Origin of the sequence: Pseudomonas sp. MTM4 (genome assembly GCF_019355055.1) — a bacterium.
Lineage (GTDB): Bacteria > Pseudomonadota > Gammaproteobacteria > Pseudomonadales > Pseudomonadaceae > Stutzerimonas.
Genome location: NZ_CP048411.1, coordinates 2,969,733 through 2,983,637, shown reverse-complemented (window position 1 = coordinate 2,983,637; position 13,905 = coordinate 2,969,733). Strand labels below are relative to the sequence as shown.

Annotated in this window: 11 protein-coding genes and 1 pseudogene; 3 read left to right on the top strand and 9 right to left on the bottom strand. The window is 57.9% G+C overall.

The features are described 5' to 3' along the window. On the bottom strand, positions 1–864 hold the full coding sequence (gene phnD / locus GYM54_RS13770; protein WP_003118431.1) for a phosphate/phosphite/phosphonate ABC transporter substrate-binding protein: 864 nt from the start codon (positions 862–864) through the stop codon (positions 1–3). After that, positions 861–1,688 carry a phosphonate ABC transporter ATP-binding protein gene (phnC, locus tag GYM54_RS13765; RefSeq protein WP_003118432.1) on the bottom strand — a complete coding sequence of 276 codons (828 nt, stop codon included), beginning with the start codon at positions 1,686–1,688 and terminating at the stop codon, positions 861–863. Before phnC ends, phnD begins: the two co-directional genes overlap by 4 nt. 272 nt (positions 1,689–1,960) lie before the next feature. Between phnC and GYM54_RS13760 the strand changes: the two are divergent. Next, positions 1,961–2,299 (top strand): annotated as a pseudogene (locus tag GYM54_RS13760) (tyrosine-type recombinase/integrase); the annotation flags it as partial. A gap of 145 nt (positions 2,300–2,444) precedes the next feature. Here the strand turns inward: GYM54_RS13760 and GYM54_RS13755 are convergent. After that, on the bottom strand, positions 2,445–2,780 hold the full coding sequence (locus GYM54_RS13755; RefSeq protein WP_003118434.1) for a YegP family protein: 336 nt from the start codon (positions 2,778–2,780) through the stop codon (positions 2,445–2,447). Positions 2,781–3,291: 511 nt separating this feature from the next. Between GYM54_RS13755 and GYM54_RS13750 the strand changes: the two genes are divergently transcribed. Further along, positions 3,292–5,004, top strand: coding sequence for a hypothetical protein (locus GYM54_RS13750; protein WP_023121725.1), 1,713 nt, complete (start codon positions 3,292–3,294; stop codon positions 5,002–5,004). A gap of 174 nt (positions 5,005–5,178) precedes the next feature. Here GYM54_RS13750 and GYM54_RS13745 read toward each other — a convergent pair whose 3' ends face one another. The 6 genes from GYM54_RS13745 to GYM54_RS13720 all read right to left on the bottom strand — a co-directional run bounded on the left by GYM54_RS13745 (position 5,179) and on the right by GYM54_RS13720 (position 13,362). After that, the gene (locus tag GYM54_RS13745) at positions 5,179–5,982 is read right to left on the bottom strand and encodes an inositol monophosphatase family protein (RefSeq protein WP_003118436.1); all 804 of its coding nucleotides are present in this window, start codon (positions 5,980–5,982) and stop codon (positions 5,179–5,181) included. Positions 5,983–6,380: 398 nt separating this feature from the next. Next, the gene (locus tag GYM54_RS13740; RefSeq protein WP_197446124.1) at positions 6,381–6,947 is read right to left on the bottom strand and encodes a biliverdin-producing heme oxygenase; all 567 of its coding nucleotides are present in this window, start codon (positions 6,945–6,947) and stop codon (positions 6,381–6,383) included. After that, complete coding sequence (locus GYM54_RS13735) at positions 6,940–9,348, bottom strand: response regulator (RefSeq protein WP_197446123.1); 2,409 nt, start codon at positions 9,346–9,348, stop codon at positions 6,940–6,942. Before GYM54_RS13735 ends, GYM54_RS13740 begins: the two co-directional genes overlap by 8 nt. A gap of 70 nt (positions 9,349–9,418) precedes the next feature. Beyond that, complete coding sequence (locus GYM54_RS13730) at positions 9,419–9,883, bottom strand: response regulator (RefSeq protein WP_197446122.1); 465 nt, start codon at positions 9,881–9,883, stop codon at positions 9,419–9,421. Further along, positions 9,877–12,147: an ATP-binding protein gene (locus GYM54_RS13725; protein WP_197446121.1), complete on the bottom strand. Its 2,271-nt coding sequence runs from the start codon at positions 12,145–12,147 to the stop codon at positions 9,877–9,879. The genes GYM54_RS13730 and GYM54_RS13725 overlap by 7 nt, the downstream gene beginning before the upstream one ends. A gap of 288 nt (positions 12,148–12,435) precedes the next feature. Further along, a complete protein-coding gene (locus GYM54_RS13720) occupies positions 12,436–13,362 on the bottom strand; it encodes a LysR family transcriptional regulator (protein WP_197446120.1) in 927 nt (308 codons plus the stop codon). 138 nt (positions 13,363–13,500) lie between these two features. Between GYM54_RS13720 and GYM54_RS13715 the strand changes: the two genes are divergently transcribed. Further along, a complete protein-coding gene (locus GYM54_RS13715; RefSeq protein ID WP_197446119.1) occupies positions 13,501–13,905 on the top strand; it encodes a RidA family protein in 405 nt (134 codons plus the stop codon).

Sequence of the window (13,905 nt, the reverse complement as noted above, 5' to 3'; positions counted from 1 at the left end):
TCACATCGTGGCGAAGTCGAGGCCGAGCAGCGATCCCATGTTGCGGATCACATCGTAGTCGGCGTCGGTGATTGGCGCGAAGGCCTCGGCCTTGAAGTTGCGCAGCACTTCGGGATCGTCGATACCGACGAATACATCCCGCACCTTGGTTTTCAGCTCGGGGCTCAGGTTCGAGCGCATCGCCCAGGGGTACTGGGGGTATTCGCCGCTGTAACCAAGTACTTTCACCTTGCTCGGATCGATCAGGCCACGTTCGGCTGCGTGATTGAAAATTACCTCCGACAGCCCACCCGCATCGGCGTTGCCGTTCGCCACGTTGACGGCAACGGCGTCATGCGTGCCCACAAAATGTTGTTCGTAGTCCTGCCCACCCGTCAAATCGGCCGTCTCAAGAAGCACGGTTTTGGGAATCAAATGGCTGGACGTCGATGCCCGGTCACCATAGGCCATTCTCTTGCCCTTAAGGTCGGCATACTCATTCACGCCTGACGCCACATTGGCGATAATCACCGAGCGATAGGTCGGCTTGCCGTCGATGACCATGGCAGCGAAGGGCTCGATGTCGCTTTTGCTTTTGGCCATGACGTAGGACAGCGGACCGAAATACGCCAGGTCGATACGGCCAAAGCGCATCGCCTCAATCATCGAGGAATAGTCGGTGGTTACGATCAGCTGCACCTTCTTGTCCAGATGCTCTTCCAGATAATCCTTCAGCGGCTGGTTACGCTTGATCAGCTCGGAGGCGTTTTCGTCCGGCAGCAGGGCAACCTTTAGCACATCCGGATCGGCATCGGCCGCTAGGGCGGACAAACTTGAAACAGCGGACAGCAAGCAAGTCAATAAGAGCGCGGATAAGCGTTTCATCGGGACATCTCCAGTGAAGGTTCGAGCATGACAGGTGGTTCAGCCGGAGCATTCGCTGGCTGAGTCGTAGAGCGGCCTGCATAGATGCGCTCAAGCTGCGCATCGGTGAGTTCCGAGGGCGCGGCATCGAAAACGATCTGAGAATCGGCCAGCCCGACGACGCGATCGGCGAAGCGGCGGGCATATTCGAGTTGATGCAGCGAAACGATGGCGGTGATGCCGTCTTCCTTGCAGATGTCGCGCAGCAATCCGAGAACACGGACCGAAGTGGCCGGGTCGAGACTGGCTACCGGCTCATCGGCCAGAATGATCGCCGGCTGTTGCGCTAGCGCACGCGCGATGCCTACCCGCTGCTGCTGGCCACCGGACAGTTTGTCCACCCGGCTTAGCGCCTTGTCTGCCAGACCGACCCGAGCGAGGCAACTGAGCGCAATCTCCTGATCGGCACGCGGCAGAGGAAACAGCGAGCGGAGCGTGTTGTGAAAGGCCAGCCGACCGGTAAGCACATTAGCCAGTGCGCTTTGACGTTCGATTAGCTGGTGGTGCTGAAAGATCATGGCGGTACGCCGACGATGCTGACGCAAGGCCGAGCCGCTGCCGAGTTCACCGAGTTCGCTGGTGACACTGCCGCCAGTGGGCGTGACGAGTCGATTGAGACTACGGAGCAAGGTCGACTTGCCTGCGCCCGAGAGACCAAGCAGCACGGTGAACTCACCACGCCGAAATGCAATCGAGGTATCGCGTAGGGCTGTCACGCCGCCTGGATAGACGACGCTCAACCGGTCGACCCGCAGCACGGCGTCCTGTATCGGATGGGGCGTCATTTGATCACCTTTCGCAATATTGCTGGCCGCACAATTGCGGTTCGCGATGCAAAGGGTAGAAATTCCTTGTTACCGCACTGCTTCTAAAGGATGACATTTCGATGAATACTTCGAATCTGCCGTAGCGGGGCGGCAAGCGAAGCCGTGGAAGAACGGGCGCAACGTAGCGTCTTTCTTCACGCGGGATACAGGAGGCTTTGATTGATACTGCTGCGGATTCGCTACAGTAACGTTGGGCCAGAACGTAATGCCATCCAAGCAAGAGAGCGCACACTAGGGAAACACGGTCTGCTCTCGCCGCCTGGATACATCAAGCACAGCTCCGGAGCCAGGACTGCCTTTTCCCGAGCAGGCTGCATACATCAGACCATCTATCCACTCGTCAATACGCTCGTATCGTCAAAGGCTGGGTAAAAGCCATTGGCCTAGATCCTGCCATATATGGCACACACACGATGAGACGTACGAAGGCATCGCTGATCTATCGCAGGACGAAGAACCTACGGGCGATTCAAATTCTGCTCGGCCATACGAAGCTTGAGAGCACCGTCCGATATCTTGGGATTGAGGTCGATGACGCTCTGGAAATGGCGGAGCAGACCGAGGTCTGACCATATATTGCGACGGTCGAAGTCAGACCGTCGCTAACCGGCCAGAAGCGGTCGATCACATCCGAGCAGGGAAAAGCGGCTATTAAGAATACTCAGCCGCCCATCTCAACGAAATGCCCAAGTGATTTTGAACAGACTGAAGCGATTAATTGCCCACCTCAACAACCTTAGCGTCGGGTGCGTGGTTTTTCACCGACTCGATACCCTTGTCGCGTGAGGCTTCGGAGGCATATGACTGGCTCGTCCCGACTACTTGGTGATTACCCGCCTTAAGGTTGAACATAAACTTGTCAGCCCCGCTGGCCTTACGCTCGTAGCGTGCATCATCAGGCGCATTTTTTTTGACTGACTCGACTCCATTTAGACATCCAGACTTATCCTTGTAGCCCTCGCTGGCCAGAATTGCTTGGCCATTGTTGGCTTTGAGCCGAAAACGAAATTCACCCGCTTTGTCGTTGTATATTTCAAACGTCCCAGACATATAGCTATTCCTTATTTTTGGCTTTCATGAGATCCATCGATATCGCTGCGGTCCAAAAAATGACTGTTTGCCCATTAGAAATATGGTTTCTGTGTGATGCTAGCCAGGCAAAATCGATGCTCCAGCTTCAGTAGAACTGCATGACAAATGCACCATACCCCAAGAGCTAAACCAGATTTTTGAACAGTCAAAGTATAGACACAGATCTCAACACGGCTCGATTTCTTCGTCGAGTGAAGAGCCCAGCTTTTGCAGAGATATCCGAGCGGCTGCTTTTGGCCGATTGCAGCCGGTCGTGAAGCGCAGAAAACGGGTACTAGCGGTCGCTCATGTCACCCTCACACAGCAGCATGTGACAAGGCCTGTCGACTGTGCATGGGCCTATTGGCTTCAGAGAGTAGAGCGTTGCCGTGGTTAGCCAAGGTACCTTGCGAACCTTTATGGGATTGACCTGTACAGCGCCGGAGCGGAGATTAGGCTCTACCGAACCAATGGTAGTGCGAGAGGGAAGATGCGCCGATTTGAAGCCAAGGATCTAATAGCGCTCGCGACCGCGCCAATGAATCCAGATGATCATTGGTACGTGGATGCTGAACAAGCCTCGCAGTACCTGGTCACGAATGCGCATGCTGATGAGACCGTCATCTATGCATCCGCTCCCGCGGTACTGATCGTCGGAGCTCTAGTACCAACCGTTAACGTCACACCGGTTGACGGAGACGCGCTTCAGAATACGTCGCTTTGCACTGATGCAGCTTGGAAGATTCAAAAGTCTTGGAGCGCAGCTGAAGGTTACCGCGTATACCTAGAGCCACCATTTCCGAATGACCGGGTATCAGCCCTCTCTGGCGGCGAGACGCTCGTCACAAGGCGATATTTTTCGGGAGTGCACAAAGGCCCGGCTCCAATTGAAGTCAGCCAGAAACTCGTCCACTGCCTAGACATTCACTATATCCCCGAGCGGAATGCCTACTGTCGCCTAGACGGCAATGGGGATATCGAGGATGTGATACGGATTATGACGCTTCCAATTGATGAGCAGTTGGAAGGTAGAGAAGTCGTAACGATTCTTCGCAAAGATCTGGACATCTACATGGCAGTCGCGGATCTAGCGCTGGTTATCAAGTTTGACTTCACGCGGACCGTTCGCGGTAGCTTCAGCGGCTGGAATGACCTAAGCCGCTACCATCGCGATGGGGAGGATCTTTTTTACCATGGCGGTTCAGCCGCTCGTGCCAGCTTTATGCACGGCGCTATGGTTGTGCGCTCACAAACAACCCTGGCTGAACAGGAAGAGGCGTGGTGCAGGGATTTTGAAGGTGACCCTGACCGGGAATATGCAGTTTTCAAAATTTACGACCGCAAAAATGATCGCAATGTCGAGACGTCCGCTAGCCCGCTTCATATCGTCAGCTACTTCGAGCAAAGCGACCTGCCGTGGCAGATATCTCCCGCATTCTTTAGGCCCGAGGTTCTCCAGCGCTTCAAGGCGGACCCAGAAAAATACACGCTCGAAGACCGAAGCATCTCCTGCCGCGGAGCTTGGCACATCAAGTCGTACGACATAAATGAGGCAGGTCAAGTCCACGTTTACATCGGCGACCTCGCCAAGCTTCCTATTGCAGAGCAAAACTACTGGAAGACATTCAACGAATGGCCGAAGTCATCCATCTCGGCACGAGCCCATCGGACGGATATAGAGGGGCAGTGGTGCACGACCTACGACCCCTTAACTTCTTTAAGAAATAAGGTGAGAGCGCTGGATAAGGCTAGCCCGGAATGGTGGAACCGGAGAGGCGATGCACTGATGGATAGCGTACTGGCCCCGGCTACCGACTCCCCGAAAGAATGGGGAGATGAAATCTTGGCGCTCGACCAATTGCTGGTGGAGGGCTTTCTAGATAAACCTCTGCGAAAGATCGCCCAAGAAAAAGGGCGAGAAGTAGAGTCTGTGTGGCGCTCGCTGAAGCTTCTTCATGAAATTCTGCTTGGAAGCACTCTGAGTGAGGAGGCTGCCAAACAACTTCTGGCTCCTATGAAAAAGCTCCATGAGCTTCGCAATGAGATCCGCGGGCACGCGACCCATGAGAAAAAAGAGGTCGCAATTCGCGAGGCCCGTGCTACCCACGGTAATTTTCGAGCTCATTTTTTCCATATTGCAGAAGGCTGCGACCAGGCTCTCATTGGCGTGCTAAAAGCACTCGAGTTCGAAACGGAAGATTAGAAAACTCGGCTGATTGGTCTGTACGCTCCTCTCGGCGCGTAGGGCGCTAAGAGCTGTTGGTTCCCGGCTCTTCGCATGACGGCGCTCGCAAGGGGCGCCTTCTCGAATATAGTCGCGCTTGGCAAACGATTTCCTGCTTTCAACACCGGTTGAGTGCGAGTTTTCAGCTCATTATTAGCGAAACAGGCGCTTCCAGTCCCTAGTGACAAGCTCTTGACATGCTTGAGGTGCTCCGCCGAAGCAGCGCAAGGAAACCTCCTTCATTCGCTCTTCAGATTCATAGGTGATCGGCCCGCCATCTTGATCAATGAGCACGCCGCCTGCGCCGATCAGTAGTGCGTGACCTCCTACCACATCATGAGCTGACACAGGTACAAGAGACGTACCCACGACAGCATCACCAGCTGCGGCACGAGCGAGGCGATAGGCGATGCTGGGCATTGAAATGAACTCTGCCGGGGCACAAAGCTCTGCGTTGAGCTCAGGTTTGCTTGTTGCGGCAGTGCTTACCAGTACCACGCTGTTGGACGTCAACCTCAGTTGATCAAGCAGAGCATGTACTGTTTGCCTATTGCGAATGATTGCTGGCAGTCCTTCTGCCCAGGAGATGCAATCCTCACCACCATCCGGTGCGATGGGGGCGTAGACCACCCCTAGAACAGGGATTGCATTGTGAAGTAGGCCGACAGAGATGGCTGACCCTGCACGGTGTTGTAGGAAGTCCGCTGTTCCATCGTTCGGATCGACTACCCAACAGTACTCGTGACCTGTCATGTGCGTCCCAGTTTCCTCACCCCAGAAATCACAATGCAGGAGCTCGAGCAGATCTAGACGTAGCTGAGCCTCAATCTCGGAGTCGATAGCTGCTTTGTCCCCGTGGCCTCGGGGGCCGCCGATACGGTGCCACTCTGAAGACAGCAGTTTTCCGGCGGAAAGAACCCTCTCAACGACAGGGCCGAGCAAGTCCACGACGTTCATATGGACCTCCTGCATTAATCGGTTAGCCCTTAAAGATTAATCGCTTCTGCCCGAAATGCTTCTTGGCAGAAGGGGTAGATCGAGAGCGGCGACTGTGGCGGATGGAGCCTGGGAGGATGAGATGAGGCTTCTAGCGCGAAAGCTCAGCCAGCACAGAGACCGGCCTAGGCACAGATTCTTGGGTAGCCAGGGGCTCAACTACGGATGGTCAAATATTTTTGTCAATCTATGTTGTTCCAGGATTGGGGCTTCGTTCGATGTGGCAGTGGCCTTGTGTCAGACTATGTTGTCGAGGCTGGCACCTAAGGCCTCGGTTTTCCTCAGTGTTTTCAAGGGTGCTTGTGTCAATCTATGTTGTTGCCAACCAGTTGTTGTACGCTTGAACCACAGAAAGGCCCTCAGGGGCCTTTCTTGTTCTCACTGGTGCCCGCCTGTTCGAGTGCTGCGCCGGCTATGAAAAGTGTGAATGTTGCCTCGGCAGCGGCAAGCATCGGCACCCATGCGCAGGAACTGGCGGTTTCAAGGCGCGCAAGGAAGGTTGGCCAGAGCTTGGCGACGTCACCATGCTCCAGGTAGCTAACCGGCGCTGCTGGATCGATCTGACGCCGCCGCCGCGCCAGAATGGTGCCGCCAAGACGCGAACCCTCAAGCACATAGGCGGCGCCCCAGCAGCTGGCTTCATCCGGCAATTGCGGTGGTGGCAGTGCAGTCGGCGCCGGGGTATCCAGCTCGGTGAGGTCCGCCAATAACGTGTGACGTCGCGCCCGTGCGGGCCAATCATCAAGCAGCCGAACGATGCCAGCCTGTTCCAGCGCGACTTCCACGGCACCCAAGACTCGGCTATGGGCTCGAAGAAAATGGAAGTAGCCGTCCTGCCGTTCGATGTCAAAGCCGGCATAGGCAGCCTCGACACGTGCGTGCAGAGGAGCGGTTGCGTTCCTGAGAAGGGCTCGCAGCTCAGACATCGATCAGATTGCCTTTTTGCAGTGCCAACTCAATACCGTGCGCCAGCTGCTCCTCGCGAAACGGCTTCTGGATGATTGGGAAGCCCGCCAGACCAAGCTCGCTCAGTTCCGCGTAGCCCGTAACGATGACCACCGGCAGTTCTGGATTACGCGCACGCACTGTCCGCGCCAGTTCACCGCCGTTCATGCCCGGCATTGCGAAGTCAGCCAACAGCAGGTCGACATCGATGCCTTCGGCCAGTAGTTGCAACGCATGTTTGCCGCTATCGGCCTCGGTTACCGCGAAGCCCAGATTACGCAGGATCTGGGCTGTCACTTCGCGAACGCTGGGATCGTCATCAGCCAGGAGGATGCTGTGGTGGCTGTTGCTTTCGATCGAGGCCATGTTCGTGGGCATCAGCGGTTGCGTCTCCTGCGTTGCCGCGGTTCGTGGCAGGAATACCATCACCGTAGTGCCGACACCGGGTTGACTTTGGATACGAGCACCGCCGCCGGACTGCTTGGCGAAGCCGAACACCTGTGCCAGTCCGAGGCCGGACCCCTTGCCCACTTCCTTGGTGGTGAAGAAGGGTTCGAAGGCTTTGCTCAAAACCTCTTCACTCATGCCTTCCCCCGTGTCGGCCACGGACAGCACCACGTATTCGCCCGGGCCGGGGTCTTCGGCGCGCAAGGCTGGCTGGTCAATGACCACATTACCGGTGCCAAGGGTGAGCTGGCCGCTGTCGCCCATGGCATCGCGGGCGTTGATCGCGAGATTGAGGATGATCATCTCGATCTGTGTCGGGTCCACCAAGGCATGCCAGAGGTTGGCTTGCGTATCGGTCACAATGCTCACGTTACCGCCGAGGGTGCTCTTGAGTAGGCTCAGCAGGCTAACAAGCGTGTCGTTGAGGTTCACAGCCGTGGGAGCCAGTTGCTGACGCCGCGCAAAGGCGAGCAGCTGGCTGGTCAATGTGGCACCGCGTTCGCCGGAATTGCGGATGTATTCCAAGCGGCGCAGGCAGCGCTCGGTCGGTGCGCCACTTTCCAGATCGTTCTTTAGAAAGCTGGCGCTGGTCAGGATCACCGTCAGCAAATTGTTGAAATCATGGGCGACGCCAGCGGTCAGCTGGCCGACGGCTTCGAGCCGCTGCATCTGCTGCAACGTGGCCTCGACGCGCTCGCGTTCCTGGATCTGTGCAACCAGTTCGCGGTTGGCTTCGGCGAGTCTGTCGACGGTCGCGATTTCGCTGGTGATGTCCCGTGCGGCCGAATAGACGCGGCCGTTTTCGGCTACCGCGGACCATGACAGCCAGCGATAGCTGCCGTCGCGATGGCGTAGTCGGTTGACGAAGCGGTTGGCGACCTTGCCAAGACCGATCCGGGTGGTTTCCTCCAGCGACTCTTGAAGGTCGTCGGGGTGAACCAGCTCAATCAGAGAATTCTGCATCAGCTGGTCGAGGGGCCAGCCAAGAGTGTCTTCCCAGATCGGGTTCAGTGCGATCGGCATCATATCCAGCTGCGTGACCGCCAGCAGATCGCGCGACAGTTCCCAGGTGCGGTCGCGTTCCCGGGTTCGCTGCTCTACGCGCTCGCCCAGAGTTTCGTTCATGCGCTTGAGGGTCTGGGTCGCCAATTGCTGCTCGGTGATATCCATCACCACACCGACGAAGCGCGTGCAGACGCCCGCTTCGAAGAAGGCCTGCCCCCGCGTTTCCATCCAGCGAATACGACTGTCGCCGAGGATCACACGGTACGTGGCGCAGAATTCACGATTGTTTTCCTGAGTAATGGCCCGTTCGATTTGGACGCGCATGGCCTCGCGATCATCTGGATGACAGAGCTGTTCGAACAACGCCATATCTACCGGGACGTCTTCAGGGAAACCGTGCATCGCGCAACAACGCTCGTCCCATATCAGGGTTCCGCTTTGCGGCTCGTAGTCCCACATGCCCAGGCGCGAAGCATCGATGGCCAGACGGGCGCGCACTTCCACTTCCCGCAGCGCCTGCTCGGCCTGCAGGCGGCGACGGCGCTCGTTGACCTCGCTCAGCGCCCGCTCGACGGCTTTCGGTAGAAAACCCAGGTTCTGCTTGAGCACATAGTCAACGGCGCCGGAACGCATCATGTTGACTGCATTCTCTTCGCCGAATACGCCTGAAATGAATATGAAAGGTATCTGAGGGGCCAGTCTGCGTGCGTCCTGCAATGCCTGGCTGCCGGAATAGCCCGGCAGGATGAAATCGGCAAGTATCACGTCGAATTCGCGCCGCTGCAGCGCCTCGACTACCCCCGCCTGGTCGTAAACCCGCTCGGCATGCGCCAGGACGTAGCCGCTGCGCTCCAGCGACAGTTGGGCCAGTTCGGCATCGTGGGGACTATCCTCGATGAACAGGACGCTAATGTTCTTTGGCGTTGGCATTTTCACCCGGTCGAGGAAGGCAGGATTCGAGGCAGCACGCCGGCCTTCTGCGGCGGCGGGTCGTTCAGTTCTATTCGTCGTTAAAGCCACGTTTGAGCCGCAGGGAACCGGGTGGCGGCTCGTTGAGAACGGCCCAGAAGAGGCCGAGGTCGGAGATCGCGGCGACGAAATCCTTGAATTCGACCGGCTTCACCACGTATGCGTTCACGCCGCGCTCATAGGCCTTGAGCAGATCGGGTTCTTCCCGCGATGAAGTCAGCATGACCACGGGGATGCTACGTAGCTCAGGCGTTTCGCGCACTATCTTGAGTACCTCCAGACCGTCGACCTTCGGCAGCTTGAGATCCAACAACAGTACCGCGGGGTTGCCATCGGCCCGTCCGGCATAGCTTCCGGTGCGCTGCAAATAACTCAGCGCTTCGGCGCCATCGCGCATGATCACCACGTCGTTCGCCAACTGGCTGCGCTCCAGCGCAATCAGTGTCAGCTCCAGGTCGTGGGGGTTGTCCTCTATTAGCAGTATCGGTTTCAGCATCGCGTGTCTCGGTCCAGAGATGTATAGGTCAATTTCGGAAGCGAAAAAAAGAAGGTAGCGCCCTTGTCCAGTTCACCTTCCGCCCAGACACGGCCGTCGTGGCGCTCGATGATGCGGCGCACACTCGCTAGGCCGATACCGGTGCCTTCAAACTCCTCCATTCGATGCAGGCGTTGAAAAACACCGAATAGCTTGCCGGCGTATTGCATGTCGAAGCCCACGCCGTTGTCACGGACGTAAACAATCACCTCTCCGTGGCGCTGCTCAGCGCCGACCTCGATCACTGCCCTCTCGCGCGTGCGGGTGTATTTCACGGCGTTTCCTAACAGGTTGCGCAGCGCCATATGGAGGAAAGCCGCATCGGCCACCACGATTGGCATTGGCAGCAAATGCCATTCGATCTGTCGGCCTTCGCAGTCGGGGGTGAGTTCCTCCCGGATCGACGCAACCAGCGCACCGAGATCTACATCAGACATGCGCAATGCGGAGCGGCCCATTTGCGAAAAGGTCAGCAGGTTGTCGACCAGGGTGCCGGCAAAACTGGCCGCATCCGAAATGTTGTCCAGAAAGCGTAGCCCTCGCTCGCTTAGACGACTGCCTTCCAGTTCGCTGAGCAACTCGGTGTACCCGGCGATATGCCGCAGCGGCGCCCGCAGGTCGTGAGACACGCTGTACGAAAACGACTCAAGTTCCTTGTTGCTGGCACGCAGCTCGCCGGCTAGTTGGGCCATTTCTTCAGCCTTGCGCAGCACGATGCCGAGCACTGCGTTGCGCAGTTCAAGTGCGCCTTCGATTTCGTCCCGTTCCCAGGGAGTCGCGTAACCACGCAGGGTTTCCTGCCATCGTTCGAAACTATGGCGCGGGCTGAGCGCACCACTCTCGAGATCGACTCTTTTTTCCGGCCGTCCGGCCCAATCGACGGTCTTGATCTGCTCATGGCGGAACCAGATCAGGTAGTGCGCATGCAGGCGGGAGATAGAGATCGCCATGACACCAGCGCAATGCTCGGCCAGTTCTGGCAAGTCGGGAATGTCGAGGGATACGCATTCGCTGTGGTAGATCAGCCGGTCGCGCTGTGCGCCCAGCCATTTGGCCAACCGCAAGATTTGTTCGTGGTCGGGGGTTTCGCCAATGGTTTCGCAGGTTTCCGCGGAGACAATCGCCGCGCCATGGGCGCCGGCAAAGTCGAGCGCCACATCCGGCAACTGGCGAAAGCCGTCCACTACGCTGTCGTGGTCGGCCATTGCTGACAGGAGGCGTACAATCTGTCGGCGCAGTTCAAGCTTGCGCTGCGCCAGGGTTTCGACCTGCCGTGCCTCAATCTGCAGCGCCAGGATGCGCCCGAGCAACTCGCATGATGTACGGGTCTGGTAACTGACGTGGCGCGGCTGTGCATCGTGACAGGAGATCAGCCCCCAGAGCCGCCCGCGGATCACGATGGAGATTGACATCGAGGCCAGCGTGCCCATGTTGCGCATGTACTGCAGATGCACCGGTGACACGCTTCGTAGCGCCGCAAAGCTCAGGTCCAAAGGCTCACCGGTTGAGGGGTTCAGTGCCGGCACCAGCGGCGAAGGCTGGTAATTGGCGTCCTGGATGACCCGAATCAGGTTTTCTTGGTAAAGCAGACGGGCCTGAGGCGGGATATCGGATGCCGGAAAGCACAGTCCTAGATACTGCGCATAGCCAGCGTCAGCCGCTTCGGCCAGTACCAGGCCATTGTCATTGGCATCGAACCGGTAAGCCTTGACCCGACCGAAGCCGGTGATGCGCTTGACCTCTTTGACGGCGAGTTGGCAAAGGTTTTCCAGCTCGCGGGTCTCCTCCAGCTGCACGACGAAGGTACGCATCAGTGGGTAGAGCGAGTTATAGGCATCAAGGGGATCGCCGGCTCGCTCAAACTCCAGGATCAGCTGGCCCTTGCGGCGGTGCGCCATCACCGCGAATACAGACTCCTCAGCGCCGTTGAGGCTGAAGCTCACGTCGCTCAGGTGGAAAGGGTTCTGATCATCTTCGGTCAGCGCCGCCAGGCCAGCATCGATCCGCTCGATGTTGAGCAGTGTGGAAAGCGGCTTGCCTAACAATGTCGATGCCTCGAGGCCCAGCCATTCCACTACGTTCTTGCTGGCCTGCTGTATTCGCAGCTGCGGCTCGTCGACTACCAGAAGGAAACCGTGTGGCTGGATGCTGCCAGGAATGTGAATGGGTTCATCGGCGCATCGGTCGATGGCCTTGAGCAGGTCGTGGGCCTCGGTAGTGGTCATTGTGGTCCTTGTTCATGTCCAGTTCGGACCGAAGTGACAGGCAGGCACAAAGCGAATTGCTATTCAATGCCAGTGACAGCGCCGTAATTGCGATGGCAGATGAGGATATGACAACAGAGCGTGTAGTTTGGCAGCACTTTAACCCGACCGAACTGGCTCGCCAATGCGCTGAGCTCGCCAGGCCAGTCTTTTGAGGGACATTTAAGGATAGGTATGTAGGCCCTTTCCTTCTCGAATGCTTGGCAGTCCGCCGTGCGGGTCGTGTTCGTAATGGTCTGACAGCGAGGGTCACAACATATGCCGGCTGCGGGCAGGGAAATGCTTTGCCATGAGTTCAACCGTCCAATCGATGAACACGCGCAGCTTGGCACTGAGGTGCCGGTTCGGCGGAAAGGCGATGTACATCGGCATGGAGTCGAGTCGCCAGCGCTCGAATAGCGGTACCAGTTCACCGCGCGCGACGTGCTCGGCTGACATGTAATGCGGCAGCCAGAGCACGCCGAGGCCGGCCAGGCCCGCGGCGAGGTACGCGTTGCCGTCATCGACCGATAACGCATGGCGGCCAAGCAAGCTGATGCTCTCACCCTCGCGGCGCATGGCGTACGGAGCGGCTTTGCCGGCACGTGCCCAGACGAATCCCACGATGCGGTGATGCGAGTCTTCCAATTCCTGCGGATGCTGTGGCGTGCCAGCGCGTTCTAGGTAGCCCGGCGCGGCGTACACGCCGAGTTGCAGTTCGCCGACGCGCCGGGCCACCAGCGATTGATCGGTGAGTTCGCCGCCGCGCACGACGCAATCCACGTTTTCGCCGATCAGGTCCACCGTGCGATCACTTACGCCCAGGTCCAGCTGAATGTCCGGGTACTGCGCATAGAACGCTGGCAGTGCGGGTATCAAAATCAGCCGGGCAAAGGGACTGGGCACGTCCACCCGCAGCCTGCCGCGAGGTGATGCCGAGGCGCCGGATAGGCTCGTCTCGGCGTCGTCCAGGTCGGCTAGCAGGCGCAGCACATGTTCGTAATAGACGGCACCGTCGGCGGTGACCCCAACCTTGCGTGTGGTGCGGTTGAGCAGCCGCACGCGCAACCGCGCCTCCAGCTGCTGCACCAGTTGCGTCACGCTGGTTCTGCTCGTGCCGAGGGTCTCGGCCGCCTTGGTGAAACTTCCGGTTTCCACCACGCGGGCGAATGCCTGCATCGCATCGAAGCGGTCCATCTTGGTCCACCATTCTAGGAATTGTTTGGATTCTACAAACAATCATGACCGGACTTACCTGTTTATCCCACGCGATGACGCGCCTAGATTCATGTCTCCCTGAATGACGGGGCGGTTCAACCCCAATTGGAGAGTTCCATGACACAGCGCGACGTTGTTTTTCCACCCGCACGCCAGGCGCTCTACGAGCGAAACCGCTACTCGCCGGCAATCCGCTCCGACGGACTGCTGTTCGTTTCTGGACAGGTCGGCAGCCGCGAGGACGGTTCGCCCGAGCCTGAGCTGGAAGCCCAGGTCAGGCTCGCGTTCGAGAATTTGAATGCCATCCTCACGGCAGCGGGCTGCACGTTCGATGACGTGATTGACGTGACCTTGTTCATCGTTGATCCCGAAGCGCAATTCGACACGATCTGGAAAGTCGTGCCGGACTATTGGGGCAGCGCGCCCCACCCGACTCTGACAGCCGTCGGCGTGACCTGGCTCTACGGCTTTCAATTCGAAATCAAGGTCATCGCCAGACTGCCGGAAGCCGTGGGTAGCTGA

Excerpts from the sequence above, each read along its gene's own strand:
- phnD (WP_003118431.1), bottom strand. The coding sequence starts at position 864 with ATGAAACGCTTATCCGCGCTCTTATTGACTTGCTTGCTGTCCGCTGTT.
- phnC (WP_003118432.1), bottom strand. The coding sequence starts at position 1,688 with ATGACGCCCCATCCGATACAGGACGCCGTGCTGCGGGTCGACCGGTTG.
- GYM54_RS13755 (WP_003118434.1), bottom strand. The coding sequence starts at position 2,780 with ATGTCTGGGACGTTTGAAATATACAACGACAAAGCGGGTGAATTTCGT.
- GYM54_RS13750 (WP_023121725.1), top strand. The coding sequence starts at position 3,292 with ATGCGCCGATTTGAAGCCAAGGATCTAATAGCGCTCGCGACCGCGCCA.
- GYM54_RS13745 (WP_003118436.1), bottom strand. The coding sequence starts at position 5,982 with ATGAACGTCGTGGACTTGCTCGGCCCTGTCGTTGAGAGGGTTCTTTCC.
- GYM54_RS13740 (WP_197446124.1), bottom strand. The coding sequence starts at position 6,947 with ATGTCTGAGCTGCGAGCCCTTCTCAGGAACGCAACCGCTCCTCTGCAC.
- GYM54_RS13735 (WP_197446123.1), bottom strand. The coding sequence starts at position 9,348 with ATGCCAACGCCAAAGAACATTAGCGTCCTGTTCATCGAGGATAGTCCC.
- GYM54_RS13730 (WP_197446122.1), bottom strand. The coding sequence starts at position 9,883 with ATGCTGAAACCGATACTGCTAATAGAGGACAACCCCCACGACCTGGAG.
- GYM54_RS13725 (WP_197446121.1), bottom strand. The coding sequence starts at position 12,147 with ATGACCACTACCGAGGCCCACGACCTGCTCAAGGCCATCGACCGATGC.
- GYM54_RS13720 (WP_197446120.1), bottom strand. The coding sequence starts at position 13,362 with ATGGACCGCTTCGATGCGATGCAGGCATTCGCCCGCGTGGTGGAAACC.
- GYM54_RS13715 (WP_197446119.1), top strand. The coding sequence starts at position 13,501 with ATGACACAGCGCGACGTTGTTTTTCCACCCGCACGCCAGGCGCTCTAC.